Annotated in this window: 30 protein-coding genes and 1 riboswitch; of the genes, 21 read left to right on the top strand and 9 right to left on the bottom strand. The window is 72.7% G+C overall.

From position 1 onward, the window contains the following. The 8 genes from MSA03_RS04250 to MSA03_RS04215 all read left to right on the top strand — a co-directional run bounded on the left by MSA03_RS04250 (position 1) and on the right by MSA03_RS04215 (position 5,889). Positions 1-981, top strand: coding sequence for an ABC transporter ATP-binding protein (locus MSA03_RS04250; RefSeq protein ID WP_147049768.1), 981 nt, complete (start codon positions 1-3; stop codon positions 979-981). Continuing rightward, the gene (locus tag MSA03_RS04245; protein WP_147049767.1) at positions 971-1,753 is read left to right on the top strand and encodes an ABC transporter ATP-binding protein; all 783 of its coding nucleotides are present in this window, start codon (positions 971-973) and stop codon (positions 1,751-1,753) included. Before MSA03_RS04250 ends, MSA03_RS04245 begins: the two co-directional genes overlap by 11 nt. Before the next feature lie 29 nt (positions 1,754-1,782). Beyond that, entirely contained in the window at positions 1,783-3,225 is a 1,443-nt protein-coding gene (locus MSA03_RS04240) for a protoporphyrinogen/coproporphyrinogen oxidase (protein WP_147049766.1), read from the top strand. A 93-nt stretch (positions 3,226-3,318) separates the two neighbouring features. Next, entirely contained in the window at positions 3,319-3,690 is a 372-nt protein-coding gene (locus MSA03_RS04235; RefSeq protein ID WP_028496366.1) for a hypothetical protein, read from the top strand. 1 nt (position 3,691) lies between these two features. Next, complete coding sequence (locus MSA03_RS04230; RefSeq protein WP_028496367.1) at positions 3,692-4,102, top strand: phage holin family protein; 411 nt, start codon at positions 3,692-3,694, stop codon at positions 4,100-4,102. Next, positions 4,092-4,361 carry a hypothetical protein gene (locus MSA03_RS04225; protein WP_028496368.1) on the top strand — a complete coding sequence of 90 codons (270 nt, stop codon included), beginning with the start codon at positions 4,092-4,094 and terminating at the stop codon, positions 4,359-4,361. Before MSA03_RS04230 ends, MSA03_RS04225 begins: the two co-directional genes overlap by 11 nt. Before the next feature lie 172 nt (positions 4,362-4,533). Beyond that, complete coding sequence (locus tag MSA03_RS04220) at positions 4,534-5,337, top strand: uroporphyrinogen-III synthase (RefSeq protein WP_028496369.1); 804 nt, start codon at positions 4,534-4,536, stop codon at positions 5,335-5,337. A gap of 93 nt (positions 5,338-5,430) precedes the next feature. Further along, positions 5,431-5,889: a hypothetical protein gene (locus tag MSA03_RS04215; RefSeq protein ID WP_028496370.1), complete on the top strand. Its 459-nt coding sequence runs from the start codon at positions 5,431-5,433 to the stop codon at positions 5,887-5,889. 6 nt (positions 5,890-5,895) lie between these two features. Here MSA03_RS04215 and MSA03_RS04210 read toward each other — a convergent pair whose 3' ends face one another. Together MSA03_RS04210 and MSA03_RS04205 are read right to left on the bottom strand one after the other, a co-directional pair. Continuing rightward, entirely contained in the window at positions 5,896-6,717 is an 822-nt protein-coding gene (locus tag MSA03_RS04210; protein WP_028496371.1) for an ABC-2 transporter permease, read from the bottom strand. Beyond that, on the bottom strand, positions 6,714-7,853 hold the full coding sequence (locus MSA03_RS04205; RefSeq protein ID WP_147049765.1) for an ATP-binding cassette domain-containing protein: 1,140 nt from the start codon (positions 7,851-7,853) through the stop codon (positions 6,714-6,716). Before MSA03_RS04205 ends, MSA03_RS04210 begins: the two co-directional genes overlap by 4 nt. A gap of 100 nt (positions 7,854-7,953) precedes the next feature. Here MSA03_RS04205 and MSA03_RS04200 point away from each other — a divergent pair, with 100 nt between their 5' ends. Together MSA03_RS04200 and MSA03_RS04195 are read left to right on the top strand one after the other, a co-directional pair. After that, complete coding sequence (locus tag MSA03_RS04200) at positions 7,954-9,039, top strand: enoyl-CoA hydratase/isomerase family protein (protein WP_261798685.1); 1,086 nt, start codon at positions 7,954-7,956, stop codon at positions 9,037-9,039. A gap of 3 nt (positions 9,040-9,042) precedes the next feature. Continuing rightward, positions 9,043-9,972 (top strand): nuclease-related domain-containing protein, encoded by a 930-nt coding sequence (locus MSA03_RS04195; RefSeq protein WP_147049764.1) that lies wholly within the window; start codon positions 9,043-9,045, stop codon positions 9,970-9,972. An 11-nt stretch (positions 9,973-9,983) separates the two neighbouring features. Here MSA03_RS04195 and MSA03_RS04190 read toward each other — a convergent pair whose 3' ends face one another. Beyond that, a complete protein-coding gene (locus MSA03_RS04190; protein ID WP_147049763.1) occupies positions 9,984-11,348 on the bottom strand; it encodes a D-alanyl-D-alanine carboxypeptidase family protein in 1,365 nt (454 codons plus the stop codon). Positions 11,349-11,417: 69 nt separating this feature from the next. Then, positions 11,418-11,527: riboswitch (TPP riboswitch) on the top strand. On the opposite strand from MSA03_RS04190, the gene MSA03_RS04185 reads away from it, so the two are divergent. The 3 genes from MSA03_RS04185 (at position 11,520) to MSA03_RS04175 (ending at position 14,380) form a co-directional block, all read left to right on the top strand. Continuing rightward, positions 11,520-12,146, top strand: coding sequence for an ECF transporter S component (locus tag MSA03_RS04185; RefSeq protein ID WP_028496374.1), 627 nt, complete (start codon positions 11,520-11,522; stop codon positions 12,144-12,146). It overlaps the preceding riboswitch by 8 nt. Positions 12,147-12,149: 3 nt before the next feature. Next, positions 12,150-13,595 carry an ABC transporter ATP-binding protein gene (locus MSA03_RS04180; protein WP_174799844.1) on the top strand — a complete coding sequence of 482 codons (1,446 nt, stop codon included), beginning with the start codon at positions 12,150-12,152 and terminating at the stop codon, positions 13,593-13,595. Next, complete coding sequence (locus MSA03_RS04175) at positions 13,592-14,380, top strand: energy-coupling factor transporter transmembrane component T family protein (RefSeq protein WP_147049762.1); 789 nt, start codon at positions 13,592-13,594, stop codon at positions 14,378-14,380. The genes MSA03_RS04180 and MSA03_RS04175 overlap by 4 nt, the downstream gene beginning before the upstream one ends. Before the next feature lie 15 nt (positions 14,381-14,395). On the opposite strand, the gene MSA03_RS04170 is transcribed toward MSA03_RS04175, so the two are convergent. Further along, positions 14,396-14,788 (bottom strand): MmcQ/YjbR family DNA-binding protein, encoded by a 393-nt coding sequence (locus MSA03_RS04170; RefSeq protein WP_244946313.1) that lies wholly within the window; start codon positions 14,786-14,788, stop codon positions 14,396-14,398. Between the two features lie 51 nt (positions 14,789-14,839). Between MSA03_RS04170 and MSA03_RS04165 the strand changes: the two genes are divergently transcribed. From MSA03_RS04165 to MSA03_RS04150, 4 genes are all read left to right on the top strand, one after another. Beyond that, positions 14,840-15,919, top strand: a complete 1,080-nt coding sequence (locus MSA03_RS04165; RefSeq protein WP_174799843.1) for a DNA polymerase IV — start codon at positions 14,840-14,842, stop codon at positions 15,917-15,919. Positions 15,920-16,125: 206 nt separating this feature from the next. Next, a complete protein-coding gene (locus MSA03_RS04160; protein WP_147049761.1) occupies positions 16,126-16,884 on the top strand; it encodes an SDR family NAD(P)-dependent oxidoreductase in 759 nt (252 codons plus the stop codon). An 8-nt stretch (positions 16,885-16,892) separates the two neighbouring features. Then, complete coding sequence (locus MSA03_RS04155) at positions 16,893-17,675, top strand: enoyl-CoA hydratase/isomerase family protein (RefSeq protein ID WP_147049760.1); 783 nt, start codon at positions 16,893-16,895, stop codon at positions 17,673-17,675. Continuing rightward, positions 17,672-18,508, top strand: coding sequence for an SDR family oxidoreductase (locus tag MSA03_RS04150; protein ID WP_147049759.1), 837 nt, complete (start codon positions 17,672-17,674; stop codon positions 18,506-18,508). Before MSA03_RS04155 ends, MSA03_RS04150 begins: the two co-directional genes overlap by 4 nt. A 15-nt stretch (positions 18,509-18,523) precedes the next feature. Here MSA03_RS04150 and MSA03_RS04145 read toward each other — a convergent pair whose 3' ends face one another. From MSA03_RS04145 to MSA03_RS04130, 4 genes are read right to left on the bottom strand one after another with little or no spacing between them, the layout of a single operon-like run. Further along, a complete protein-coding gene (locus MSA03_RS04145; RefSeq protein WP_147049758.1) occupies positions 18,524-19,381 on the bottom strand; it encodes a Cof-type HAD-IIB family hydrolase in 858 nt (285 codons plus the stop codon). A 32-nt stretch (positions 19,382-19,413) separates the two neighbouring features. After that, positions 19,414-20,055, bottom strand: coding sequence for a LysE family translocator (locus MSA03_RS04140; RefSeq protein WP_147049757.1), 642 nt, complete (start codon positions 20,053-20,055; stop codon positions 19,414-19,416). 13 nt (positions 20,056-20,068) lie between these two features. Further along, positions 20,069-20,539 carry a GNAT family N-acetyltransferase gene (locus MSA03_RS04135; RefSeq protein WP_028496389.1) on the bottom strand — a complete coding sequence of 157 codons (471 nt, stop codon included), beginning with the start codon at positions 20,537-20,539 and terminating at the stop codon, positions 20,069-20,071. A 20-nt stretch (positions 20,540-20,559) separates the two neighbouring features. Next, a complete protein-coding gene (locus tag MSA03_RS04130; protein WP_147049756.1) occupies positions 20,560-21,324 on the bottom strand; it encodes a hypothetical protein in 765 nt (254 codons plus the stop codon). 90 nt (positions 21,325-21,414) lie between these two features. Here MSA03_RS04130 and rlmN point away from each other — a divergent pair, with 90 nt between their 5' ends. From rlmN to MSA03_RS04110, 4 genes are all read left to right on the top strand, one after another. Next, positions 21,415-22,671, top strand: a complete 1,257-nt coding sequence (gene rlmN / locus MSA03_RS04125; protein WP_147049755.1) for a dual-specificity RNA methyltransferase RlmN — start codon at positions 21,415-21,417, stop codon at positions 22,669-22,671. Between the two features lie 219 nt (positions 22,672-22,890). Then, positions 22,891-23,904, top strand: a complete 1,014-nt coding sequence (locus MSA03_RS04120; RefSeq protein ID WP_147049754.1) for an aldo/keto reductase family protein — start codon at positions 22,891-22,893, stop codon at positions 23,902-23,904. Position 23,905: 1 nt separating this feature from the next. Continuing rightward, positions 23,906-24,382, top strand: coding sequence for an NUDIX hydrolase (locus tag MSA03_RS04115; RefSeq protein WP_147049753.1), 477 nt, complete (start codon positions 23,906-23,908; stop codon positions 24,380-24,382). 57 nt (positions 24,383-24,439) lie between these two features. After that, positions 24,440-24,799, top strand: a complete 360-nt coding sequence (locus MSA03_RS04110; RefSeq protein ID WP_028496394.1) for a VOC family protein — start codon at positions 24,440-24,442, stop codon at positions 24,797-24,799. Position 24,800: 1 nt separating this feature from the next. Here the strand turns inward: MSA03_RS04110 and MSA03_RS04105 are convergent, their stop codons facing one another. Next, positions 24,801-25,337: a ribonuclease H family protein gene (locus MSA03_RS04105; RefSeq protein ID WP_028496395.1), complete on the bottom strand. Its 537-nt coding sequence runs from the start codon at positions 25,335-25,337 to the stop codon at positions 24,801-24,803. Positions 25,338-25,400 lie beyond the last annotated feature (63 nt).

Here is a 25,400-nt window from a genome sequence, read left to right as displayed (position 1 = left end):
ATGACGCGATCAGAGACGGTGCCGGTGGGTGCCGGTTCGGCGCTTCCGTCGACCGAGCCGGCCATCCTGTGCGCCGACCTCGTCCGCATCTTCACGGCCAAGGGCATCGAGGTGCAGGCGCTGCAGGGACTCAACCTGCGGGTGGAACAGGGCGAGCTCGTGGCCGTTGTGGGGGCCTCCGGGTCCGGCAAGTCGACCCTGCTGTCCATCCTGTCCACCCTCGATGTGCCCACGGCCGGCACCGCTCACGTCGCCGGTCATGACCTGCTCGCGATGACCGATCGCGACCGCGTCGCCTTCCGGCGTCGTGTGGTCGGCTTCGTCTGGCAGCAGACCGCCCGCAACCTGCTGCCGTATCTCACGGCCGCGGAGAACGTCGGTGCCGCGCTCGCCGTCGCCGACGTCGTGCCCAAGGCGCAGCGCAGCACCCGGACGGCGGAGCTGCTTGAGCTGCTCGAGATCGGCCACGGGGCGGCCCGTCGGCCGAGCCAGCTGTCCGGCGGCGAGCAGCAGCGCGTGGCGATCGCGATCGCCCTCGCGAACGGGCCGCAGGTCCTGCTGGCGGATGAGCCGACCGGCGAACTCGACGACGAGACGAGTGCGCACGTCCTGGAGGCGATGCGGTCGGCGAACCGGGAGCTCGGCGTCACGACGCTCATCGTGACGCACGACGCGTCGGTGTCGGAGCACGTCGGCCGCACGGTCCAGATCCGCGACGGCAGGACATCCACCGAGGTCCTGCGCTCCATGGAGATCGACGCGGAGGGGGCCGAGCGTCATGTCGCGGCCGAGTACGCCGTCCTGGACCGTGTCGGCAGACTGCAGCTGCCGGAGGAGTTCGTGACGGCGCTCGAGCTGCGGGACCGCGTCCGACTCGACCTCGAGAACGACTTCGTCGCGGTGCGACCCGGGCAGCCGGCGAGCGGCCCGCCCCGGCATCCCGTGGCGGAGCCTGTGGAGGAGGCCTTTGATGACCGGTGACATCCTGCTGCGCGCCGAACGGCTGTCCCGCACGTTCCTCGGGCCCGCTGGCGAGGTGCACGCGTGCGTCGACGTCGATCTGACGCTGCGGGCCGGGGAGCTCCTCGTGGTCCGCGGTGCCTCGGGCGCAGGGAAGACGACGCTGCTCAATCTCCTCGGAGGCCTCGACACCCCGACGGCGGGGCGGGTCGAGCTGGCCGGTCACGACCTCGCCGACCTCGGGGAGACCGCCCTCGCGGAGCTGCGGCACCGGGAGCTCGGCATCGTCTTCCAATCGTTCGGGCTCCTCCCCGTGCTGACCGCGGCCGAGAACGTGGAGGTGCCACTCCGCATCGCCGGGACCGACCCGCGGGAGCGCGCCGAGCGCGTCGCGGCGGCGCTCGCGGACGTCGGTCTCGCCGACCACGCGGGGCAGCGCCCCGATGAGCTCTCCGGCGGACAGCAGCAGCGCGTCGGAGTCGCGCGGGCGATCGTGTCGGGGCCGCGCGTCCTTATCGCCGACGAGCCGACGGGCCAGCTGGACAGCCGGACGGCGGCATCCGTCATGGATCTCCTCGTCGGCCTCGTGCACGCCCGCGGCCTCGCCGCCGTCGTCGCGACGCATGATCCCCTGCTCGTCGCGCGCGCCGATCGCGTCATCGAGCTGCACGACGGACGCGTGACCACGGCAGACCAGCCCGGCGGGGGCTCCCCGGCACCCGCCGGGGCGCCGGGCGATGGCCCCTCGACGCGCGCCGAGGCCCGCCTGCGACGCCGCGCGGCCGCCGGCTGAGTCGATCACCGAGTGCGAGGATGGACGCCATGACCGACTCTGCCTCCGGCCTCGTGGGGCGCGCCCGTGACGCCCGCATCGTCGTGATCGGCGGCGGCCTCGCCGGCCTCGTGGCCGCGCTCGAGTGCGCCAAAGTCGGGATCGGTGTGACGCTCGTGGATGCCGCAGAGCGCCTGGGCGGCGGGATCGTCGCCGCGGACCTCGGCGGGACCGCCGTCGACGTCGGTGCGGAGGCGTTCGCCCCGCCGGAGGGGGCGTTCGCCGCGCTGCTGGACGACCTCGGCCTGAGCGGAGACATCGTCGAGTCGGCGGCCGGCGCCGTGTGGGTGGCGGGCCTGCCGGGCGGGCTGGCAGCCCTCCCGGAGCAGAGCATCCTCGGCATCCCCGCCAACCCGTTCGCCGACGACGTCCGCCGGCTCATCGGGTGGCGGGGCGCGTGGCGCGCCTACCTCGACCGCCTCCGGCCGCCGCTCACCATCGGCCGCGCGCGCAGCCTCGGCGACCTCGTGCGCACGCGCATGGGCGACCGCGTCGCCGATCGCATGGTCGCGCCGGCCGTCCGCGCACGGTTCGGGGTCGACCCCGACCGGCTCGACGTCGACGCGGCCGTCCCGGGACTCAACGGCGCTCTGACGCGTGCCGGCTCGCTGAGCGGAGCGGTCGCGGAACTGCTCGCGGCGACGCCGGAGCACGTGGCGCGGGCCCGGCGCGCGACGCTCCGCGGCGGCCTGACCCGCCTGACGGAGAGCCTCGAGGAGCGGCTCGCCCTCCTCGAGGTGACGATCCAGCGCGGCGCGCGCGTGCAGACCCTCGCTCGCACCGACACCGGCTGGCTCCTCACCTGCGACCCCGCGGAAAACGGAGCCCCGCTGGAGGTCGCTGCCGACGCGGTGATCGTGGCGACCGGGGAGGCCGAGGCCCGCAGGCTCGTCCACCCGTTCGCGGCCCTGCCCGACCTCCAGGCTTCCACGCCGCCGCGCGAGATCGTCACGCTGCTCGTCCACGCCCCGGCGCTGGCGGACGCGCCGCGCCGCGTCGCCGTGGCCGCGACCGACGGGACGGTCCTCCGCCACGCGACCGCCGAATGGCCCGGGCTGGCCGATGCCCTCGACCGCGGATCCCCCCTCCTGCGAGTGGCGTCCGCGCCCCGCGCCGACGCCGGCGACGATGACGCCGCCATCGACCGCGCCCTCGACGCCGCCGCGGCCCTCACCGGTGTGCCCCTGACCCGCTCCGAGCTGCGCGGCGCGCACGTGTGCCGCGAGGTCTCCGTGACGCCTGCCGAGGTCAGCGGCCACGCCGAGGCGACGGCCGCGATCCGCGGCGCCGCGCACGACGCCGGGCTCGCCCTCACGGGCGGCTGGCTCGTCGGCGGTGACCCCGCGCGGGTCGCCGCGGATGCCGTGGCAGAGGCCGATCTCGTCCGTGGACACGCGCTCTGGGGAACGCCGATGGGGCACATTACGCACTGACGCCGCCCTTGGCAACCCCCGGATGCCGGAACAGGCATACAGGACTACCCTGGTGTCACCAGCACCATCGGCAACGAGCGTGAGGAGAACCCCATGAGGGGCAAGATCGGGATCGTCATCGGATTTGCGGCGGGCTACGTGCTCGGGTCGCGTGCCGGGCGTGAGCGCTACGAGCAGATCAAGGACGGCGTGCAGAAGGTGTGGGACACCCCGCAGGTCCAGAAGCAGGTCGACAAGGCCAAGGAGCTCGGAAAGACCGCGGCCATGGCGCTGCCCAGCGCCCTGTGGGACGGCGCGGTGAAGGTGGGCAAGGCCGCCAGCAAGAACGGGAGCGCCGGCGACCGGCTCGACGCCGCCATCCGTGCCGGCAAGAAGTCCGCCGATGACGTCGTCCGCGCGGGCGAGATGACCGCCGAAGAGGCCAAGGAGGCCGCCGCGAAGGTGGCGAAGGCCGCGGACAGCTGAGATGAGCACCCCCCGCGGATTCCGCGACCGCTCCGACGACAGCCTCTTCACCCTGCTGGGTGAGGTGCCGGAGCTGGTCCGCAACCTCATCGCCGCGGAGATCGACTCCGCGAAGAAATGGCTCAAGAGCGTCGGCAAGGATGCCGGGATGGGCGGCGTCTGGTTCGTCATCGCCCTGTTCTTCCTCTTCTGGGCGATCCCGACGCTCGGGGCGTTCACGATCATCGGACTCGCGTCCTGGATACCGGCATGGCTCGCGGCGCTCATCGTGCTCGTCCTCCTGCTGGTGATCGCGATCGTGTTCGCGCTCCTCGGCATCCTGCGCATCAAGAAGCTGACCCGCACCGACAGCCCCGCGAAGTCGATCAAGGCCGACGCGCGGATCGTGAAGGACGTGACCGATGAGTTCTGAGATCGTTCCCCGCACCGCCGTGGCTCTCGGCATCGCCGACCCCGTGGAGCGCGCCCGCGCCGAGCTGAAAGCGGCGCTGTTCGCCATCGAGGAGAAGGCCAACGTCCCCAAGCGGATCGGCGACGTCGTCGACGAGCAGGTCGTCGCCGCGCGGCGCTTCGCCCGCGCCAACCCCACCGGGGCCGCTGCGGCGGTGGCCGGCGTGGCCGCCGTCGTGGGTCTCGCGGTGTGGGGCATCGTCCGCCTTTACACCCGCTGATCTGGGGTGCAGAGCCCGGCGGACGGGTGCGGGGTATGCTCGAACCTCAGGCAGTGGCGATGAGGCAGATGCTGCCGACGATGCGATCCCGAGCGCGTGGACGTCTGTCCTCGCCCGGTCGCGCTGTCGGTCGCTCGAACGGGCGTCCGGCGAAGGACCACGAGAGTCGAGCATGAACACACAGCCACAGGCCGCCACGGCCGCGAAGCCCCTGAAGGGCTGGCGTGTGCTCGTCCCGCGCGGCGGTCCGTGGGGGGACAGCGTCGCCGCGACGCTGCGCGCCCAGGGCGCCGTCCCCGTGATCGCACCGCTCATCAACTTCGCCCCGTCGACCGACCAGGCGACGCTCGAGAAGGCGCTGGCCGACCTCGCCGCTGGCGCCTTCGACTGGGTGACCCTCACCAGCGCGACGACCGTGGACGTCCTATACGCCTACCGGGCGGTCATCCCCGCGACGACGCGTGTCGCCGCCGTGGGCGAGACGACCGCCGCCGCGCTCAGCGCCGTCGGGTACCGCGTCGACCTCGTGCCCGACGAGGACAACTCGGCCGCGGGCATGGCGGCGCAGCTGATCGCGCTCGAACCGGAGCCGCGCCGCATCCTCACCCTCCGCAGCGAGATCGCCAAGCCCGTGCTGACGCGCCGGCTGACGGAGGCGGGCCACGACGTCCGCAGCGTCGTGGCGTACCGGACCGTCGGGGTCCCCGTCACCGAGCGCATCGCGCACGACGTGCAGAGCGGGCGGATCAACGCCATCCTCGTCACGAGCGGCTCGGTCGCGGAGCAGGTGCGGGAGCAGTTCCCCGAGATCCCGGCCGACACGGTCATCGCGGCGATCGGTCCGCGGACCGCGAAGGACGCCCGCAAGGTCGGGCTCGGCATCCATGTCGTCGCACGGGAGCAGACCGTCGGCGGACTGATCGACGCCGTCTCGCGCTTCCCGCTGCCGCACGCCACGGACGAGTTCACGCTCTGACCACCCGCCCGGGACGCCGCGGACCGGTGACACGCCGCGGATCGTTGCCGGTCCGTGAGCACACGGCACGCCGCGCGCTGGCAGACTGAGGGCATGGTGACTCTCCTGCTCGACTCGACGCAGCTGGAGGTCGTGCTCTCCGCCGCCGAGCGGGCGCTCGCCTTCCGTCGCGGCAGTGTGAAGGTCGCGCGCACGCAGATCCGGAAGGTGCAGCTGACCGACGACGCGTGGACGTGGCTGCGCGGCGTCGCGAGCCCGGGAACGCACGTGCGCGGCGTCGTCGCGATGGGCACGTGGCGGGCGGCGGGCGCGTCGGACTTCGTCGTCGTGCGCGGGCACCGGCCCGCCGTCGTCATCGACATCGAGGGCGAGTCGGAGTTCCAGCGTCTCGTCCTGACGACGCGGCACGCACTCGCGCTCGTGCAGGCGCTGCAGCTGGAGACGGATGCCGAGCCCACCGATGTCGTCGACATCGTCACGGGCGCCATTCCCACCGCGGCCCCGCGGCCGAAGGCGCCCCGCGCGCGGCGGCCGGCGCCGGCGACCGCCTGACGAGGGTCAGCTGACGTCGCGGCGCCAGCTGAGCAGGTGCCCGAGGCCGAGGAAGACGACGGCGTACGCCAGCAGCACGAGGCCGCCGGCCCACCACTCCAGGCTCTGGGTCTCCCCGCCGACCATGCCGGTGTAGATGCTCGCGCCCGCGAGCGCGTCGGAGGCGGCGCCCGGGAGGTACTGCGTGACGGCGTCGAGGCCGTCGACGAGCCCTGCGACGACCCGCAGGATCGGCTCGATGAACTGCGTGAAGGCGATCACGCCGACGACGGCGCCGACCTGACTGCGGACGAGCGTGCCCACCCCGATGCCGATCAGCACCCACAGCGGGAACGCGATCACCATCCGGCCGACCATCGCCCAGGTGTCCGCGTCCTGCAGCTGCGTGTCGACACCGAAGGCGGCCAGGATGCCGGCGCCCGGGACGACGGTCGACACGAGGGCGACGAGCGCGAACAGGAGGCCGACGACGATGCCGGCGACGATCTTGCCGCCGAGCGCCACCCCGCGGCGGGGTGTCGCGAGGAACGTCGGCGTGAGCGTCTGGTGGCGGAACTCCCCGGTGACCAGCAGCGCGCCGATCAGGAGCGGGAAGACGTAGCCGACGGCCGTCGCGAGGCTGTAGACCATGGGCGGGATGAGCTCTGCGGGCAGCTGCGGACCCTGGGCGGCGTCCCCCAGGGCCCCGGACGCGCCGGCCGCGAAGACGGCCGCGAGGCCGGCGGCCGTCGAGCCCACCCAGGCGACGAGGACGAGGGCGAGGACCCACCACAGCGACGTGGAGAACTGCTTGGTGAGCTCGGAGCGGGTCGCGCGGGTCAGGCTCATCGCCGATCCCCCTCTCCGTCGGGGCGGCGCGCATCGTCGTAGCGGGAGAAGAAGTGGTCGGCCTCGACGTCGGACTCCGTCTTCTCCTCCGCCGCCTCCCACGGACGATCGACGGCGATCGCCTCGTCGAGGTCGTCAGGCGCCTCCTCCTCCGCAGGCGGCACGTCGGGCGCCTCCGCCGCCGGGAGGGCCGGGGCAGCGGGCGCGATCGCCGGCGGGGCGGCAGCATCCGGCATGTGCGTGCGGATGCCGTTCACGAGATCGAGGAAGACCTCCTCGAGCGCCGGGCCGCGCCGCTGCAGCGTCGACAGGGCGATGCCCGCAGCCGCCGCGATCGCGCCCACGGCCGCGGGGTCGGCGCCGCGGACGGAGAGGCCCGAGCGCATGACGTCGTACCCGAGGCCCCGCGCGTCGAGGGCGGTGCGCAGCGCAGCCCGGTCGGGCGCATCCACGAGCGTGGCGAACTCGTCCGGCGGGGTGAGCGCCTCCAGCGATCCCTGGAACACGAGCCGGCCGCGCGCGATGACGAGCAGCGAGTCCGCCGACTGCTGGATCTCGGCGAGCATGTGCGAGGAGACCAGCACGGTCCGCCCCTGAGCGGCCAGCTCGCGGAGGAACCCCCGCATCCACTTGATGCCCTCCGGGTCGAGCCCGTTGGCCGGCTCGTCCAGCACCAGCACCCCGGGGTCGCCGAGGAGGGTGTAGGCCAGGCCGAGCCGCTGACGCATGCCGAGGGAGAACCCGCCGACCTTCCGGCCGCCGACGTCGGCGAGACCGACGACGCCCAGCGCCTCGTCCACGCGGGCGTGCGGGATGCCGGCGGCCTGTGCGTACACCTTGAGATGGTTCGCGGCGGTGCGGCCGGGGTGGAAGCTCGACGCCTCCAGCGCCGCACCCACCGTCTGCAGCGGCTGCGCGAGCTCGGCGTAGCGCTGCCCGCCGATCGTCGCGACGCCCGACGTGGCGCGGACGAGGCCCAGCAGGATGCGCAGCGTCGTCGTCTTGCCGGCGCCGTTGGGCCCGAGGAACCCCGTCACGACGCCGGGCTCCACGCGTGCCGTGAACGCGCCGACCGCCGTCACCGGGCCGAACCGCTTGGTCACGCCGGTGAACTCGAGTACGCGTCCTTCAGGCATAGGGGCCCTCTCCTCGTCGCCGGATCCCTTCCATCCTGGCTGAAACGCGCGTCTCGCGCTGTGCGGAACGGCCCCTCCGGGCGCGGGTAACGTTGCCCGGGTGAGCACCACGGAGAGCGATACCGCGACCGGCACCCCGCACACCCGCATCCGCGCCCGGGCGGACGGGAGCGTCGGCCACCTCACACTCGATCGGCCCGAAGCGCTCAACGCGCTCGACCTCGGCATGATCGACGATCTCGCCGCGGCCCTGGACCGCTGGGAGGAGGACCCCGACGTCCAGGTGATCCTGCTCGACGGTGCCGGCGACCGCGGGCTGTGCGCGGGCGGCGACGTCCGCGGCCTGTACGACCAGATCGTCGGGGGCCGTCCGGAGGACACCGGCGCCTTCTTCCGTGCCGAGTACGCACTGAACGCCCGCATCGCCGAGTACCCCAAGCCCGTCGTCGTCTTCGCCGACGGCATCACGATGGGCGGCGGCATCGGCCTGGCCGGCCACGCCGGGGTGCGGGTCGTCACGGAGCGTTCCCGACTGGCGATGCCCGAGACGCGCATCGGCTTCACCCCCGATGTCGGCGGCTCCTGGCTGCTCGGGCGGACGCCCGGCCGCATCGGGGAGTACCTGGGGCTGACGGGCGCCGCGATGGATGCCGCCGACGCGATCTACGCCGGCTTCGCCGACCACTTCGTGCGGAGCGCGCACCTGGGCGATCTGCACGAGGCGCTCGTCACCCGGGCCGATCCGTCGACCCCGAACGAGCTCGTCCTGCTGTTCGATGAGACCGCCGCGCCCTCCCGGCTGGAAGCGGCGCGCCCGTGGATCGACGCGGCGTTCTCCGCCCCCACGGTCGCCGAAATCGTCGACCGGCTGCGGGCACGGCCCGAACCGGAGGCCGTGGAGGCGGCGGCGACCCTCGCCGAGCTCTCGCCGACCGGTCTCGCCGTGACGCTCGACGCGATCCGGGCCGCCCGGGAGCTGCCGGGTCTGCGCGACGCCCTCGCGCAGGAGTACGGCCTGGTCCTGTGGTTCGCCGTGACCCAGCCGGATCTCGTGGAGGGCATCCGGGCGCAGCTCGTCGACAAGGACCGGTCGCCGCGCTGGCAGCCCGCGACCTTCGCCGACCTGGCTCCCGACATCGCGGCGGAGGCGCTCGCCTACCGGCCGGGCACGCCGCTCTGGGGCTGACCGGTGTTCGACAGCCCGCTCTCCGCCTCCGCGTACGACGTCCTGGAGGTCGCCCCCGACGTCGACGAGGAGGGGTTGCGTCGCGCTTACCGCCTGCGGCTGCGGCAGACCCATCCCGACACCGGTGGCGACGCGGTGCAGTTCGTGCAGGTGCAGCGCGCATGGGAGCTCGTGGGGACGCCGGCCGCCCGCGCGGCGTACGACCGCGGGCACGGCTTCGGTGAGACGTCGGTCTCCTTCGCGCCCGCCGGACCGGGCTGGCGCCCGCCGAGCCGACCGGCGGATACCCGGCCCAAGGCCCGCACGCACGGCCAGCCCGGCGGGTGGCGCCGGGAGCGCTACCTCACCCTCATCCGGGAGTGGGCCGGCCGCGGGGTGACGCTCGCCGACCCGTACGACCCGGCCCTCGTCCGCACGGCGCCGCATGAGATCAGGCGCCTGCTCGCCGATGCGCTGGCCGAGGAGGCGACGGCGCGCATCGTCGCGGACCTCGGGATGGGGTACACGGTCTGGCATGACATCGAGGCGCGCGACCGCGGGCCGGAGGCGAAGCTCGACCACATCGTGCTCGGCCCGAGCGGTCTGTACGCCGTGCTGTCCGAGGACTTCGGCGGACCCGTCCGCACCCGGCGCGGGGAGGTGATCGGGGATGCCGTGTCCGGCACGCCGGTCGCGACCCTCGTCGCCGGCGCCCGGACCCTCGGGCGGGCCGCGCGCGTGAAGTTCAGCGGCGCCATCGTCGTCCTGCCCGACGACGATGTGTCGGTCGCGATCGACGAGCTCGGCCGGGTCAAGTCGCTCCCCGTCGCAGTGGTCTCCCGCGCCGCGCTGGCGACCGTCCTCCGCCGGGGCGTCACCGGCGCCCGCGAGATCGGCGGCAACGAGCTGTTCGACGTGCGCACCCGCCTGCAGCAGACCGTCCGCTTCGTCTGACCGCGGCGGCGCTAGTCGACGAGGCCGAACAGCTCGAGCGGGTGTGTGAGGCGCCACCAGCGCGACGGCGGTTCGATGTCTCCCGCGAGCCGGAGCCCCACGGTGTCCCTGTCGAGCGGGCCTTCGAAGCTGAGCCGGCCGACGCTGTCGCCCGCGGCCCGCGCCGCGTCGAGCTCGAATGCCGGTTCGGTGACCGCGAATGCGCCGTTCCAGAGCACGACGGCGCCGGCTTCGTCGGTCACGACCTCCGCGCGTGCGCCCCACGGCGTGGTGACGACGCCGGCGACGGTTCCTGCGGGCAGCACGGCGGGCTGTGCGACTTCGGCCGAGACCGTTTCGAGGAGACGCGCGGTCTCCTCGTCGCGCTCCGCGTCGGTGGGCTGGCCGAGCGCCGTCGCGTACACGCGCACCGTCGTCTCCCCGACGACGACTTCGCGGGCGGCCACGAGGTTGTAGTACTCCTCGAGGCCGCCGGTCTTCACACCGGTGACGGCCGGATCGGCCAGCAGGTCGTTCGTGTTCTCCACCTCGCCGGCGCCGGGCAGCGTGACCGATTCGGTGTCGACGATCTCCGCGATCACGGGGTTGGCCAGGGCGCGGTCGGCGAGGGCGAGCACGGCGGCGGGGGCAGCCAGATTGCCCTCGTCGATGCCGGTCGGCTCGACGACGGTGATGCCGGAGAGGCCGTGCTGCGCGAGCCAGTCCCGCGCAGCGCGCGCGAAGACGGCATCCGAGGGCCAGAACGTCCGCGCCAGGCGTTCGGCGTAGTTCCCTCCCGAGCCGATGAGCATGCCCTGCAGCAGCTGGTACTGCGTGAGAGTGCCGCCGACGGGCACGTCCAGCGCGGACTCTCCGCGGGAGAGGAACTCCCGGTACGTGGCGCGATCGCGCGCCGTGAAGGCGTACTCCGGGCCGGGCTCGCCGACCGTGAGCGGCTGCTGGTCGAGCACCAGCAGCGCCGTCACGAGCTTCGTGATGCTCGCCATCATCGCCGGGTCGGCGGTCGAGGAGACGGTCCCGGCGATGCCGTCGACGCTGACGGCGGCCGCACCCTCCTCCGGCCAGGCCGGCGCCGACAGCGGCGCGGAGACCGCCGAGATCTGGCTGGCGGTGATCACCGGCGGCACGGCGTGCAGGGGCCAGAGCAGCGTCGTGGCGACATACGCCGCGACGAGCAGCAGCATCCCGCCGATCGACACCAGCACGCCCGGGCGGAACGGCGAACGCCGGGGCCGGCGCTCGAGCAGGTCGGGACTGACCATCGCGTAGGGGGCGGTCGCGGTCCGGAGGTCCATGCGCGGCGGGGCCGCCGCCAGCGCGCGCTCATCGACCCATTCCAACGCCCGGCGCTGAGGCGGGGCGGGGGGCCGGGTCATCCCATCAAAGTACCGCGCCGCGAGAGCGGCCTCGAACCGCCGCCGTGAAGAGCAGCTCGGTATACTCGAGCGCACAACCACGGGAGTCCGGTGAGCCGGGCTGAGAGGAAGCGAACCACGCTTCGACCGTCGAACCTGATCCGGATCATGCCGGCGCAGGGAGGAGAGAACATGAGCACATCCACGTCCGTGCCCGCACCCGTCGCCACGCGGAGCCGCTTCCGCTGGAGGGTCGTCGACATCGTCGTCGCCAGCGTCCTCGGGGTCGCATCCGGCCTCATCTTCCTGCTGTGGAACATCGGCTACCTCGGGCCGAAGGCGCTGCTGGACCCCCTGCTGCCCGGCCTGCAGGGCCTGCTCGACGGTCCGTGGCTGTTCGCCGGGGTGCTCGGCGCGCTGGTCATCCGCAAGCCCGGGGCCGCGATCTACACCGAGACCCTCGCCGCCGTCGTCTCGGCGCTGGTCGGCAACCAGTGGGGCGGCTTCCTCACCCTCGAGGCCGGGCTGGTGCAGGGACTGGGCGCTGAGATCGTCTTCCTGATCGTCGCCTACCGGCTGTGGTCGCTGCCCGTCGCGGTGCTGGCCGGTGCGGGGGCCGCCCTCGCCGGCGCGGTCAACAACCTGATCCTCTGGTACGCGGGCTCGGACACCACGTTCACGATCGTCTACCTCGTCTCCTCGGTGCTCTCGGGCGCCGTCATCGCCGGTGGCGGGGCCTGGCTCATCGCCCGGGGCCTCGCGCGGACGGGCGCGCTCGACCGGTTCGGGTCGGGTCGTGCCGCGCGCGAACGCGTCTGACGGATGATCGTCGGCCGCCCGGCAGCCGTTCACGCCCGTGGCTGGGGCTGGCGCCACGCGTCACGGCGCGCCTGGGCGCTGCGCGACGTCTCCTTCGAGATCGGCGCGGGGGAGCGCGTCCTGCTGCTCGGCGCGTCGGGATCGGGGAAGTCCACGCTCCTGCACGGACTGGCCGGCGTGCTCGGCGGCGACGAGGAAGGCGAAGCCGAGGGCGAGCTCCTGCTCGACGGCCGGCCGGCCGCCGACGTGCGCGGACGTGCGGGCCTCGTACTGCAGGACCCGGACTCGCAGGTCATCCTCGCGCGGGTCGGCGACGACGTCGCCTTCGGCTGCGAGAACCTCGGCATCCCCCGAGACGAGACCTGGCGCCGCGTCGACGAGGCGCTGGCCGCGGTCGGCCTCGACGTGCCGAAGGATCGCCCGACCAAGCACCTGTCGGGCGGGCAGAAGCAGCGCCTCGCGCTCGCCGGGGCCCTCGCGATGCGGCCCGGCCTGCTCGTGCTGGACGAGCCCACCGCGAACCTCGACCCCCAGGGCGTCGCCGATGTGCGCGATGCGGTCGCGGGGCTCCTGGACCGCACCGGCACGACCTTCATGGTGGTCGAGCACCGCACCGAGGTCTGGCTGCCGATCGTCGACCGTGTGATCGTGCTGGGCGACGGCGGCGTCGTCGCCGACGGCACCCCGGCCGACGTCCTGGGCTCGAACGGCAGGCGGCTGGCCGAGGCCGGAGTGTGGGTGCCCGGCATCCCGCCGGCCATGCCGGCCCCTCCCGCTCGGCCGCACGGCGATGTGCTGCTGAGCGCACGCGGCCTCGCCGTCGAACGGCTCCGCGGCCTCCCGGTCGCGACGGGGGTCGACCTCGACGTGCACGCCGGCGGGGCCCTCGCGATCACGGGGCCGAACGGCGCCGGCAAGACGACGCTCGGGCTGACCCTCGCCGGGCTGCTGCCCCCTGCGGCGGGGACGCTGCGGGCGACCGAGGCGCTCGCCGCCGGCGCGGGACCCGCGCCCTGGAGCTGGCGGTCGCGTGAGCTGCTCACCCGGATCGGCACGGTGTTCCAGGATCCCGAGCACCAGCTGCTCGCACCCACCGTGCGGGAGGAACTCGAGGTGGGGCCGCGCGCGCTTCGGCTCGGCGAGGCGGAGACGGCGCGGCGGGTCGACGAGCTGCTCGGAAGGCTGCGGCTGTCCTCGCTCGCGCGCGCCAATCCGTACACACTGTCCGGCGGCGAGAAGCGCCGGCTCACGGTCGCAGCGGCCCTGGCCACCCGGCCCCGGGTGCTCGTCCTCGACGAACCGACCTTCGGTCAGGACTCCGTGACATGGGCCGAGCTCGTGGCACTGCTGGCGGGGCTCCGTGACGAGGGCAGCGCCATCGTCACGATCACCCACGATGCCGCCGTCGTCGAGGCGCTGCACGCCCGACGGGTGGAGCTGAGCGGATGACGCAGCTCGACGCCCACGCACGCACCGGCGGCTTCGCCCGGATCAACCCGGTCGCGAAGCTCGCCGCGAGCGGGCTGATCGCGCTGCCGCTGATCCTCACCCTGGACGTCGTCTCCGCCGCCGTCGCGCTGGTGCTCGAGCTGATCCTCTTCCCCTTCGCGGGGGTCGGGTGGCGCGAATTCTGGGTGCGCACCTGGCCCGTCTGGCTCGCCGCGCCGCTGACCGCGCTGACCATCGCGCTGTACGGCGAGGCATCCGGTCAGGTCCATTTCGAGTGGCTGTTCGTCCGGGTCAGCGACGGCTCCCTCGCCCTCGCGGCGGCGACGCTGCTCCGGGTGCTCGCGATCGCGCTCCCCTCGGTCGTGCTCTTCATCACCGTCGACCCCACCGACCTCGCCGACGGCCTCGCCCAGATCGTCCGGCTGCCGGCCCGCTTCGTGCTCGGCGCGCTGGCCGGCCTGCGGATGGTCGGTCTCTTCCTCGACGACTGGCGGGCGCTCGAACTGGCCCGTCGGGCGCGCGGGGTGGCCGACCGCGGCCGCATCCGCCGTTTCGCGGGCATGGCGTTCGCGCTGCTGGTCCTCTCGATCCGCCGCGGGTCGAAGCTCGCCACGGCGATGGAGGCCCGCGGATTCGGAGCGCCGATCTCGCGCACCTGGGCGCGCGCCTCGACGTTCGGGCGGCGGGAGTGGCTGCTCGTCGCGATCGGCGCGGCGATCAGCCTGACCGCGGTGACCGCCGCCGTGCTCACCGGGTCGTGGAACGTCATCCTCGGCTCTTCGTAGGGTTCGGGTCCCCACTCAGCGAGCGTCGAGGGCGCGGACGAGCCGGCGCGGCGCCGTCACCCGGTAGGACGACTCGATGAGCTCCGCGATCTCCTGCCAGTCGGTGCCCCCGTCCAGGTCGAGACCCAGCCAGCCGGAGGGGCCGAGGTACCCCGGCACCCAGAACCGCGGGTCCTGTCGCAGGGCGGGGCCGTCGTCGGGATCGGGCTGCACCATGATCGCCGCGTCGTGTGCGAACCACTCGCCGTCGATGCGCTGCGATCCGCCGAAGTACACGAAGACCTTCTGGGTGAAGAACGCGGGGCGCCCGTGGCTGACCTTCTCGTCCGCCTCCGGGAGCGCGAGCGCGATGCCGCGCACCCGCGCCAGCAGCGGATCGGTCTCGTCGAACATGATCGGATGCTCCACGTCGCGAATTCTCCCACTCGGCATCGGGATCCGCGATGGCACACTGGGCGCATGGCCGACTCCGCTCGTCCGTGGGTGCTGCACGTCGACCTCGACCAGTTCATCGCGGCGGTCGAGGTGCTCCGGCGACCCGAGCTCGCCGGCAAGCCGGTGATCGTGGGTGGCCGCGGCGATCCCACGGAGCGCGCCGTCGTGTCGACGGCGTCCTACGAGGCGCGGGCGTTCGGAGTCGGGTCGGGGATGCCGCTGCGCATCGCCGCCCGCAAGGCGCCCGACGCGATCATCCTGCCGGTCGACGCGCCCGCGTATACCGCCGCGTCGGAGGAGGTCATGGCGACGCTGCGCGCCCAGCCCGGCGCCGTGGTCCAGGTGCTCGGCTGGGACGAGGCCTTCGTCGGCGTCACGACCTCCGACCCCGAGGCCTCCGCGCGGCGCATCCAGGACGAGGTGCTCGAGCGCACCCGCCTGCACTGCAGCGTCGGGATCGGCGACACCCTCATCCGCGCGAAGAATGCGACCGACTTCGGCAAGCCGCGCGGCACCTTCCGGCTCACGGCCGAGAACTGGCTCTCGTTCGTGGGCGAGCGGCCGGTGATCGAGCTCTGGGGTGTCGGCGGCAAGATCTCCAAGCGGCTCGCCGCCCACGGCATCCTCACGGTCGCACAGCTCGCGGCCGCCGACGAAGCGGTGCTCGTCTCGGAGTTCGGGCCCAAGATGGGCCCGTGGTACCGGCAGCTGGGACGCGGTGACGGCTCGGCGGTCGTCGACGACACCCCCTGGGTGGCGCGGGGGCACGGGCGCGAGACCACCTTCCAGCAGGATGTCGCCGCGCGCGCCGACATCGAGCAGGCGGCGCGCGACCTCCTCGCCCAGGTGCTCGAGGATGTCATCGCCGAGGGGCGCCCCGTCGTCGGGGTGGGGCTCAAGGTGCGCTATGCGCCGTTCACCACGAAGACGCTCGTGCACAAGATCGAGCCCACCTTCGACCGGGCCGTGGTGACCGCCGAGATCATGGCGCTCGTCGCCCGGATCGAGCCGGACAGGCCGCTGCGCCTCCTCGGCGTGCGTGCCGAGATGGCGATGCCCGACGACGCACGGGCAGGTCACACGCCCACGCGCAGCGGATGGTGACGGCGCGCGCGGGACGCGGGGCCAGGCCGTGCAGCCGAGAAACCACATCGAGCATGAGAAACCGCGCTGGAACGTGTTTCTCACGCTGATCGTGGTTTGTCAGCGGGGACGAGGGTCGCCTGGCCCGGTAGCCTGTTCGCAGGGATGCGGTCCTGGCACGCAGTCCCGCGTAGTGTGGAACGGAATACCAGTTCGAAGGAGAACGCATGGACATCGCCGGATCCGGCGCCCTCGTCACGGGCGGCGCCAGCGGCCTGGGCCTCGCCACGGCTCGCCGCCTCGCCGCCGCGGGTGCGCTCGTCACGATCGTGGATCTGCCGGGCTCGAACGGCGCGGATGCCGCCGCGGAGTTCGGCGGCCGTTTCGCCCCCGCAGACGTCACCGACGGCGAGCAGGTCGCCGCCGCCGTCGCCGCTGCAGACGTCGCCCCCCTGCGCATCGTCGTCAACTGCGCCGGCGTCGCTCCGCCCGCGAAGGTCCTCGACCGGGACGGCAACCCGTCGCCGCTCGGCGGATTCGAGAAGATCGTCCGCATCAACCTCATCGGCACGTACAACGTGATCGCGCACGCCTCTGCTGCGATGGCGAAGACCGAGCCCACCGCGGGCGGCGACCGCGGCGTCATCGTCAACACCGCATCCGTGGCCGCCTTCGACGGCCAGATCGGGCAGCCGGCCTACGCCGCGAGCAAGGGCGGCGTACACGCGATGACCCTGCCGATCGCACGCGAACTCGCCCGCTACGGCATCCGCGTCTGCACGATCGCGCCCGGCATCATGGAGACGCCCATGCTGGCCTCGCTCCCGCAGGCCGCGCAGGACTCGCTCGGCCAGCAGGTCCCGTACCCGCAGCGTCTCGGTCGGCCCGACGAGTACGCCGCGCTCGTCCAGTCCATCGTCGAGAACGGCTATCTGAACGGCGAGACGATCCGTCTCGACGGCGCGATCCGCATGGCCCCGAAATGAGCGACGGCATGAGTGACACCATCCTCCTCACCCGTGAGGGCGCGCTCGCGCGCATGACCTTCAACCGTCCGGCGTACCTCAACGCGATGGACTTCGAAATGGGCACCCGCTGGCGGGAGGTCGCCCGCGAGCTGACGTCCGATCCGACGGTCGGCGCGATCCTGCTGGATGCCAACGGCCGCGGCTTCTGCGCCGGCGGCGACGTCGTCGCGATGGCCGGATCCGGCGCGGGCGGCGCGGCGGTGACCGAGATGGCCCACACGATCCACGACGGCATCCGTGCGTTCGTGGAATCCGACAAGCCGATCGTCGCGGCCGTCGACGGGCCGGTCGCGGGCGGCGGCCTGGGGCTCATGCTCGTCGCCGACTACATCGTCGCGTCCGAGGGGGCGAAGTTCGTCAGCAAGTACGCGAACATCGGCCTGACTCCCGATCTCGGCGTCTCCACGCTTCTCCCCGCCGCGATCGGCCAGCGCCGGGCCCTGCGGATGCTGCTGCAGGACGTCACGATCGACGCCGAGACGGCCCTGGACTGGGGCCTCGTCACCGAGATCGCCGCCGACCCCGGCGCCCGCGCTGCGGAGGTCGCGCAGTCCTGGCTGGACGGCGCCACCGCGGCGTACGGCCAGGCCAAGCGCCTCATCCGCACCGGCGCGGGGCGCGGCTTCGCGGACAACCTCGACGACGAGGCGCGCTCGATCGGCGCCCGGTTCGACACGGACGAGTCGAAGGCGCGCGTCGCGGCCTTCGCCGCGGCGTCCGCCAAGCGCACGACCAAGGAGCCCTCATGACCGCCACCCTCGCCGGCAAGACCATCCTGATGTCCGGCGGCAGTCGTGGCATCGGCCTCGCCATCGCCCTGCGCGCGGCCCGCGACGGCGCCAACATCGCCCTGCTGGCAAAGACCGACACACCGCATCCCAAGCTCGCCGGCACCGTGCACAGCGCCGCCGAGGAGATCCGCGCGGCGGGGGGACAGGCCCTTCCGATCGTCGGCGACGTCCGCAATGACGACGACATCACCGAGGCCGTGCTGAAGACGCAGGGCGAGTTCGGCGGCATCGACATCGTCGTCAACAACGCCTCCGTCATCGACCTGTCCGGCTCGCTCGACCTGGCCGCCAAGAAGTACGACCTCATGCAGGACGTCAACGTGCGCGGCACCTTCCTGCTCTCCCGCGCAGCGATCCCGATCCTGAAGGAGGCGGAGAACCCGCACATCCTGTCGCTGTCGCCGCCGCTGAACCTCAGCCCGAAGTGGCTGGGCGCGCACACCGGCTACACGATGGCCAAGTACGGCATGTCGATGGCGACCCTGGGGATGGCGGCGGAGTTCGCGAAGGACGGCATCGCCGCCAACACCCTGTGGCCGGCGACGACCATCGCGACCGCCGCCGTGCAGTTCGCGCTCGGCGGCGACCGGATGATGAAGGTCAGCCGCACCCCGGAGATCTACGCGGATGCCGCCTACGAGGTGCTGCGGAAGCCCGCGCGGGACTACACCGGGCAGAGCCTCATCGTGGAGGACGTGCTGCGCGACGCCGGCGTCACCGACTTCGCGCGGTACGCCGCGACGCCCGGCACACCGGATGCCGAGCTCTACCCGGACATCTTCCTCGACTGAGGCGAGGCGGACGGATCAGACGAGGCCGAGGGCGACGAAGGCGTTCCAAACGCCGTCATCCAGCACCCCGGTCGTGACGCGGTCGGCGCGGGCCTGCAGCTCGGGGTCCGCGTTGCCCATGGCGACGGACACGCCGCACACCTCGAACATCTCCACGTCGTTCCAGCTGTCGCCGATGCCGATGGCATCCGCGGGGTCGCGGTCGAGGAGCGCGAGCACCTCGAGGATCGCGGCCCCCTTCGTCGTCCCGAGCATGCTGATCTCGCCGTTGCTGCCGCCCGGCATCGGCATGCTGCCCGGGATGACGTGGAAGGTGTCGCCGAGGTCGGTCTGCGCCCGGTCGAGGCTGTCGGAGCGGTCGCTCACGAACACCGCCTTGGCGATCTCGTCGAGGTCGGCCTCGGACACGTCCGCATACTGGTGCAGCGAGACGTCCGGAAGGTCGTCCTCCGCCACCCCGAGCGTGCGCAGGTCCTCGGCGCGCCGTTCCCGTCGGTGGCGCATGAACTCGTCGACGCGGACGCGGATGCCGGGGCTCGCGAACACCCGCTCGTGCGACTGCAGGAAGTACTCCATCCCGTGCGCCGTGAAGTAGGCCACGAGCCGTTCCACCTCGCGCCGCGGCATGGGGTGGGAGACGATGAGCTCGTCGCCACGCGTCGCGTAGGCGCCGCCGTTCGTGATCGCCCCGTCGAAGCCGATGGCGCGGACGTCGGGGTGCACGTCGCCGTCGGAGCGGCCCGTGCTCAGATACACGAGATGCCCGTTCTTGCGGGCGGTGCGGACGGCGGTGACGGTGGAGGGGGCGATGACCGAGCCGTGCTCGAGGATCGTGCCGTCCACGTCGAGGAAGGCGATGCGCTGCGACGTCATGAGGATGTCCACGCTAGTCGAGCGCCGGCGCGTCAGTGCTGGGGTCCTGTGACGAGGAGGACGCCGCCGAGACCGATCATCATCCCGCCGCCCGTGGCCGTCAGCGTCTCGATCCGCTTCGGGGAGCGCGCGAACCAGGCGCGGGCGGCCGCGGCGGCGAACACCCAGACGCTGTCGGAGATGAGCGCGATGGCCGCGAACACGAGGCCCAGCTCGATCATCTGCAGCGGGACCGGGGCATCCGCGCGGATGTCGACGAACTGCGGCAGGACGGCGACGAAGAACGCGATCGTCTTCGGGTTGGTGATCCCGACGACGAAGCCCTGCCGGAGCTGGGTCGCGGGCGACTGCGGCAGCCGCGCCGCCACGACGTCGGGGGCGCTGTCCTTGCGGTGCCGGATCGCCTGGATGCCGAGATACACGAGGTACAGCGCGCCCAGCACCCGCAGGACCGTGAACAGCACGATCGACTGGGCGATGACGGCGCCGACGCCGAAGGCGACGAGGATGACGATCGGGATGAGTGCGAGCGTGACGCCGAGCACGCTCAGCAGGCCGCCGCGCCGCCCGAGCGCGAGGGTCCGGCCGACCGAGAACAGCACGGCGGGGCCGGGGATGACGATCAGGACGAGTGCCGCGACGGCGAAGGCGGCAAGGGACTCGAGGGAGACCACGGGCGCGGCCGGTTCAGGCCAGCGGCTTGCGCAGGAAGATCTGGTCGCTGCCGTCGCCGGGGACGCGCTCGGTCTCGGCGTAGCCCTCGCGTTCGTAGAGGCGGAGGTTCGCTTCGCTGAGCGAGCCCGTGAACAGCTCCGCCTCGGTCGCGCCGGCATCCCGCCCCCGCTTCTCGACCGCGGCGAGCAGCTGCGAGCCGATGCCGGCCCCCTGCTGATCGGGGGCGATCGCGATCCGGCCGATGAGGAGCAGGTCGCCGTCGCGCTGCGCGCGGACGGCGCCGACGATCCGGGAGCCGTCGAGCGCGACGCAGCCGAGGTTGTCGCGGAGCTCGGCCTGCAGCTCCTCGAGCGTCTGGGTGAGCGGCGGCATGTCGACGCTGCGGTAGATCTGCGCCTCGCTCAGGAACGCGGCGCGCTGGATCGTGAGCACCTCGCCGGCATCGTCGGGGCCGATGTCGCGGATCCGGACGTCATCGCTCATGGCTCCACGTTACCGAACGCTCAGTCTCCGTTCGTCGTGGTGCGCACCACGTAGATCGCCCGCTCGGCAGCGGACCACCAGAACCCCAGGCGCTCGCCGGGCAGCGGACGCCCGCCGCGTCCCGACGCCGCACCCGGCACCGTGACGGCGAGGACCTCATCGTCCTGATCGTCGGCGAGCACGCAGCGCGCCCACGCCTCGTCCTCCCGCTCCGCCGCGAGGCAGTGCTCGGTCCCGCGTTCGCCGTCGGCGCCCGCGATCCACACGGCCCAGCCGTGGCTGTGGGCGACCAGCACGGCCCACTGCATCGTCCCGTCCGTCGGGAACGCCGGAACGTGTTCGCCCTCCGGCAGCGGCACGAGGTCGAAGCCGCTCAGGACCACGATGCGCTGCAGCATGACGGCACCGGCGTCTGCGGCGAGGGCGCGCGCCTCGGCCGCCGGCACCGCGTGGGTGGTGATCGCCGGCGGGCGGCCGAACACGCCGCTGAGCGCCAGGGCCACGACGACGATCACGACCGCCCCGACGGCCGTGGGCACCGTCCGCCGCCAGGCGGGCCTCTCCGCGTCGCGGGCGCGCGGGGGAGTGGCCGTGTACACGGTCGCCGTCTCGGGGGCGACGGTGGTGAGGGCCGGGGCGGCGAACGCCTCGGTCGGCGGCACGTCGCGGTGCATCTCCTCCTCGAGAACGCGCAGCCGGTCCAGCGTCTCGGTGTCGTGCGCGCCCTCCGGTCCGTAGACGCGGCGGCGGAGGTCATTCAGCGCGGCGCGTCGTTTCGCGTCCACGCGCTCACGGTACTCCCGGCGACACGGCGGCGGCAGGGTGTCGCCCGCGCCACGCGGCACTCGCCCAGGTCGCTCCTCTACCCTGGAACGATGACCGAGTCCTCCCCTGTGCGCGCCACGAAGCTGCGCACCGCGCCGCCGCGCCAGGTGCGCCCCGCCACCGAGGGCTGGTCGCAGAAGAAGGACGAGGAGGGGCGCCCCCTCCTCCAGTTCGCGAGCCCGAAGCGCGGCAAGCCGCCCGTGCACCTCGCCGACCTCACCCCCGAGCAGCGGGTGGAGAAGGTGAAGGAGCTCGGGATGCCGGGCTTCCGCGCCAAGCAGCTCGAGAAGCACTACTTCACGCACTTCACCTCCGACCCCGCGCTCATGACCGACCTCCCGGCCGCCGGCCGCGACGAGCTCGTCGCCGGCATGCTGCCGCCGCTGCTCACCGAGGTGCGGCGGCTGGAAACCGATCGCGGCGACACGATCAAGTTCCTGTGGAAGCTGCACGACGGCGCTCTCGTCGAGTCCGTGCTCATGCGCTACCCGGGACGGATCACCCTGTGCGTGTCGAGCCAGGCCGGCTGCGGCATGAACTGCCCGTTCTGCGCGACCGGTCAGGCCGGCCTCACCCGCAACATGTCGGCCGCGGAGATCATCGAGCAGATCGTCCGCGCGAACCGCCTCATCGCCGACGGCGGGCTCGGCGACCCGCGGGGACTCGGCCACGAGGGCGAGCGCGTCACGAACATCGTGTTCATGGGCATGGGTGAGCCGCTCGCGAACTACGCGCGGGTCATGCAGGCCGTGCGGGTCATGGTCGACAAGACGCACGGCATCGGCATGAGCGCGCGCGGCATCACGGTGTCGACGGTCGGCCTCGTGCCGGCGATCCTCAAGCTCGCCGCCGAAGACATCCCGGTGACGTTCGCGCTCTCGCTGCACGCCCCGGACGACCACCTGCGCGACGAGCTCATCCCGGTGAACTCCCGGTGGAAGGTGGACGAGGCGCTCGATGCCGCCCGCACCTACTTCGAGAAGACCGGCCGGCGCGTGTCGATCGAGTACGCGCTCATCAAGGACATGAACGACCACGCCTGGCGCGCGGATCTCCTCGCGGAGAAGCTCAACGCCCGCGGTCGCGGCTGGGTGCACGTCAACCCGATCCCGCTGAACCCGACGCCGGGGTCGATCTGGACGGCATCCGACGTCGACGTCCAGAACGAGTTCGTCCGCCGCCTCAACGAGTCCGGCATCCCGACGACCCTCCGCGACACCCGCGGCAAGGAGATCGACGGGGCGTGCGGCCAGCTCGTCGCCACCGAGGACGATCAGCGCGCCGCGGACGACGTCCCCGTCGCCTGACCGGACGGCGACGACCCGCTGCTCCCGCCCCTGCGCGCTCTCGAGCGAAATGCAGGATCGGGTGTGAAAGCTGTGGCAGGTGTGCTGTCCCACGCCCCACCCGTCACGCTCGCTTCTGCAGTTCGCAGTGCGGACACGGCAGCGGCGGCGGTGCGCGACGTCAGAAAACGTTTCGCCGATCCGGGCCCCGCCCCCGCGCGGCGCCGCTAGCGTGGAGGGATGGTCAACTATCGCTATCTCGGCAACAGCGGATTCAAGGTCTCGGAGATCACCTACGGCAACTGGGTGACGCACGCCTCCCAGGTGGGCAACGACGCGGCGATCGCGACGGTCCACAAGGCGCTCGACCTCGGGATCACGTCGTTCGACACCGCCGACACGTACGCCAACACGGCCGCCGAGGTCGTCCTCGGTGAGGCGCTGAAGGGCCTGGACCGTACGCAGTTCGAGGTCTTCACGAAGGTCTACTGGCCGATCGGCCGCAAGGGTCCGAACGACCAGGGCCTCTCCCGCAAGCACATCTTCGACGGCATCAACGGCTCGCTCTCCCGCCTCGGCGTCGACTACGTCGACCTGTACCAGGCGCACCGGTACGACTACGAGACGCCGCTCGAGGAGACGATGCAGGCCTTCGCCGACGTCGTCCGCCAGGGCAAGGCGCTGTACATCGGCGTGAGCGAGTGGACGGCCGAGCAGCTGCGCGAAGGCGCCGCGCTGGCGAAGGAGCTGAAGTTCCAGCTCGTGTCGAACCAGCCGCAGTACTCCGCGCTCTGGCGCGTCATCGAGGGCAAGGTCGTGCCGGCCTCGGAAGAGCTCGGCATCTCGCAGATCGTCTGGTCGCCGATGGCGCAGGGCGTGCTGTCGGGCAAGTACCTGCCGGGGCAGCCGGTTCCCGAGGGGTCGCGCGCGACGGATGACAAGAGCGGGGCGCACTTCATCCAGCGCTTCATGAACGACGAGGTCCTGACGGCCGTGCAGAAGCTCAAGCCGATCGCGGAGGAGGCGGGTCTGACGATGCCGCAGCTCGCGATCGCGTGGGTGCTGCAGAACCCGAACGTCGCGGCGGCGCTCGTGGGCGCCTCCCGTCCGGAGCAGCTCGAGGACTCCGTCAAGGCGTCCGGCGTGGTGCTCGACGAGGGCACGATGTCGGCCATCGCCGACGCGCTCGCGCCCGTCGCGGTGACCGATGTCGACGAGACGTACACGGTGTCCCCGAAGGGCCGCCCGGCCTGACATGGCGACGACGAGCGCCGGCATCCTGCTCTACCGCCTGGGCGGGACGGGGGAGGTGTCGGTGCTCGTCGCGCACATGGGCGGTCCGTTCTGGGCCGCGAAGGACGAGGGTGCCTGGTCGATCCCGAAGGGCGAGTACGGCGAGGACGAGTCGGCGTTGGATGCCGCGCGGCGGGAGTTCCGCGAGGAGCTCGGAGTCGACGCGCCCGACGTCGCCTACGCCGAACTCGGCACGTTCGCGTACTCCTCCGGTAAGCGGGTGACGGTGTTCGTCGCCGACGGCGCCGCGTTCACGGAGACGGAGTTCGTCTACGGCGAGTTCGAGATGGAGTGGCCGCCGCGGTCGGGACAGACGCAGTCCTTCCCCGAGGTCGACCGCATCGAATGGATGCCGGTGGGCCGGGCGCGAGCGCGTCTGGTCAAGGGCCAGCGCCCCGCCCTCGACCGTCTCGAAGAGCTGCTCGCGGCCGCGCGCTGACCTCCCTTGCGGGTGTCGGGGGGTGGGTCGACACTGGCGGGGAGGAGAGGAGCCGTCATGGCGCATGGAGACATCACGCACACCGAGATCCCGGTGACGGACTTCGCGCGGGCGACCGCGTTCTACGGTGATCTGTTCGGCTGGAAGATCGAGGACACGCCCGGGTTCGACGACTATCCGACGTGGCAGGCACCGGGCGGCTTCGGCGGCGGGGCGCTGACGGTGCGCACCGAGGGCTTCACGCAGCCGCGGTCGATCGTCGAGGTCGACTCGATCGATGAGACGATCGCGAAGGCCACGGCATCGGGCGGCAGCGTGAAGCTGCCGAAGTCCGGCATCACCGAGACCAGCTGGTGGGCGATCATCGTCGACCCGGACGGCAACGACATCGGCCTCTTCGAGGGCTCGATGGACTGAGTCAGCGCTTCTTGGCGGGCGCGGCGGAGACGTCGAGCTTCTCGTGCAGCCCGCCGAGGGACGACCAGGCGCTCGTCTTGCCCTGGGCGCCGTGCTCGGCGCCTCGGACGGCCCGTTCGTCCGCCCACTCGTTGAGCACGTGGCCACGGTGGCCCCGGACGTGCTCGAGGACGACGTCGGGGAGCCCGGCGGCGCGGCGCGCGTCGCGCGCGACGATGAGCTGCTCGAGCAGGTCGCGGTTCTTCGTCGGGGCGCCGGTCGACGTCTTCCAGCCGCGGCGGCGGTGCCCGTCCATCCACTTCTCGTACGTGTCGATGGCGTACTTCGAGTCGGCCTGCACGACGAGGTGGGGGACGTCGGCGTGGTCTTCGATCGCGCGCAGCAGCCCGAGGAGTTCGCCGACGTTGTTCGTGCCCTGGGGGAGGGCGCCGGCGGCCCAGTGCCCGTCCTCGCCGACCCACGCCCACCCCGTCGGCCCCGGGTTGCCCTTGCAGGCGCCGTCGGTGGCAACGATGTAGGGCTGGGGGTCCTCGGTCACCCTTCGACGGTAGTCGATGGTGTGGAGCGCGCCGTCCGGGAGGGATTGGGGACAGCGCCGACA

Source organism: Microbacterium saccharophilum (genome assembly GCF_007992455.1).
Lineage (GTDB): Bacteria > Actinomycetota > Actinomycetes > Actinomycetales > Microbacteriaceae > Microbacterium > Microbacterium saccharophilum.
The sequence above is the reverse complement of the archived record's forward strand: the minus strand, read 5'-3'. Positions and strand labels throughout refer to the sequence as shown.

Bases quoted from the DNA above. Each gene is read 5' to 3' on its own strand.
- MSA03_RS04250 (WP_147049768.1), top strand. From the start codon at position 1: ATGACGCGATCAGAGACGGTGCCGGTGGGTGCCGGTTCGGCGCTTCCG.
- MSA03_RS04245 (WP_147049767.1), top strand. From the start codon at position 971: ATGACCGGTGACATCCTGCTGCGCGCCGAACGGCTGTCCCGCACGTTC.
- MSA03_RS04240 (WP_147049766.1), top strand. From the start codon at position 1,783: ATGACCGACTCTGCCTCCGGCCTCGTGGGGCGCGCCCGTGACGCCCGC.
- MSA03_RS04235 (WP_028496366.1), top strand. From the start codon at position 3,319: ATGAGGGGCAAGATCGGGATCGTCATCGGATTTGCGGCGGGCTACGTG.
- MSA03_RS04230 (WP_028496367.1), top strand. From the start codon at position 3,692: ATGAGCACCCCCCGCGGATTCCGCGACCGCTCCGACGACAGCCTCTTC.
- MSA03_RS04225 (WP_028496368.1), top strand. From the start codon at position 4,092: ATGAGTTCTGAGATCGTTCCCCGCACCGCCGTGGCTCTCGGCATCGCC.
- MSA03_RS04220 (WP_028496369.1), top strand. From the start codon at position 4,534: ATGAACACACAGCCACAGGCCGCCACGGCCGCGAAGCCCCTGAAGGGC.
- MSA03_RS04215 (WP_028496370.1), top strand. From the start codon at position 5,431: ATGGTGACTCTCCTGCTCGACTCGACGCAGCTGGAGGTCGTGCTCTCC.
- MSA03_RS04210 (WP_028496371.1), bottom strand. From the start codon at position 6,717: ATGAGCCTGACCCGCGCGACCCGCTCCGAGCTCACCAAGCAGTTCTCC.
- MSA03_RS04205 (WP_147049765.1), bottom strand. From the start codon at position 7,853: ATGCCTGAAGGACGCGTACTCGAGTTCACCGGCGTGACCAAGCGGTTC.
- MSA03_RS04190 (WP_147049763.1), bottom strand. From the start codon at position 11,348: ATGACCCGGCCCCCCGCCCCGCCTCAGCGCCGGGCGTTGGAATGGGTC.
- MSA03_RS04185 (WP_028496374.1), top strand. From the start codon at position 11,520: ATGAGCACATCCACGTCCGTGCCCGCACCCGTCGCCACGCGGAGCCGC.
- MSA03_RS04180 (WP_174799844.1), top strand. From the start codon at position 12,150: ATGATCGTCGGCCGCCCGGCAGCCGTTCACGCCCGTGGCTGGGGCTGG.
- MSA03_RS04175 (WP_147049762.1), top strand. From the start codon at position 13,592: ATGACGCAGCTCGACGCCCACGCACGCACCGGCGGCTTCGCCCGGATC.
- MSA03_RS04165 (WP_174799843.1), top strand. From the start codon at position 14,840: ATGGCCGACTCCGCTCGTCCGTGGGTGCTGCACGTCGACCTCGACCAG.
- MSA03_RS04160 (WP_147049761.1), top strand. From the start codon at position 16,126: ATGGACATCGCCGGATCCGGCGCCCTCGTCACGGGCGGCGCCAGCGGC.
- MSA03_RS04155 (WP_147049760.1), top strand. From the start codon at position 16,893: ATGAGTGACACCATCCTCCTCACCCGTGAGGGCGCGCTCGCGCGCATG.
- MSA03_RS04150 (WP_147049759.1), top strand. From the start codon at position 17,672: ATGACCGCCACCCTCGCCGGCAAGACCATCCTGATGTCCGGCGGCAGT.
- MSA03_RS04145 (WP_147049758.1), bottom strand. From the start codon at position 19,381: ATGACGTCGCAGCGCATCGCCTTCCTCGACGTGGACGGCACGATCCTC.
- MSA03_RS04135 (WP_028496389.1), bottom strand. From the start codon at position 20,539: ATGAGCGATGACGTCCGGATCCGCGACATCGGCCCCGACGATGCCGGC.
- rlmN (WP_147049755.1), top strand. From the start codon at position 21,415: ATGACCGAGTCCTCCCCTGTGCGCGCCACGAAGCTGCGCACCGCGCCG.
- MSA03_RS04120 (WP_147049754.1), top strand. From the start codon at position 22,891: ATGGTCAACTATCGCTATCTCGGCAACAGCGGATTCAAGGTCTCGGAG.
- MSA03_RS04115 (WP_147049753.1), top strand. From the start codon at position 23,906: ATGGCGACGACGAGCGCCGGCATCCTGCTCTACCGCCTGGGCGGGACG.
- MSA03_RS04110 (WP_028496394.1), top strand. From the start codon at position 24,440: ATGGCGCATGGAGACATCACGCACACCGAGATCCCGGTGACGGACTTC.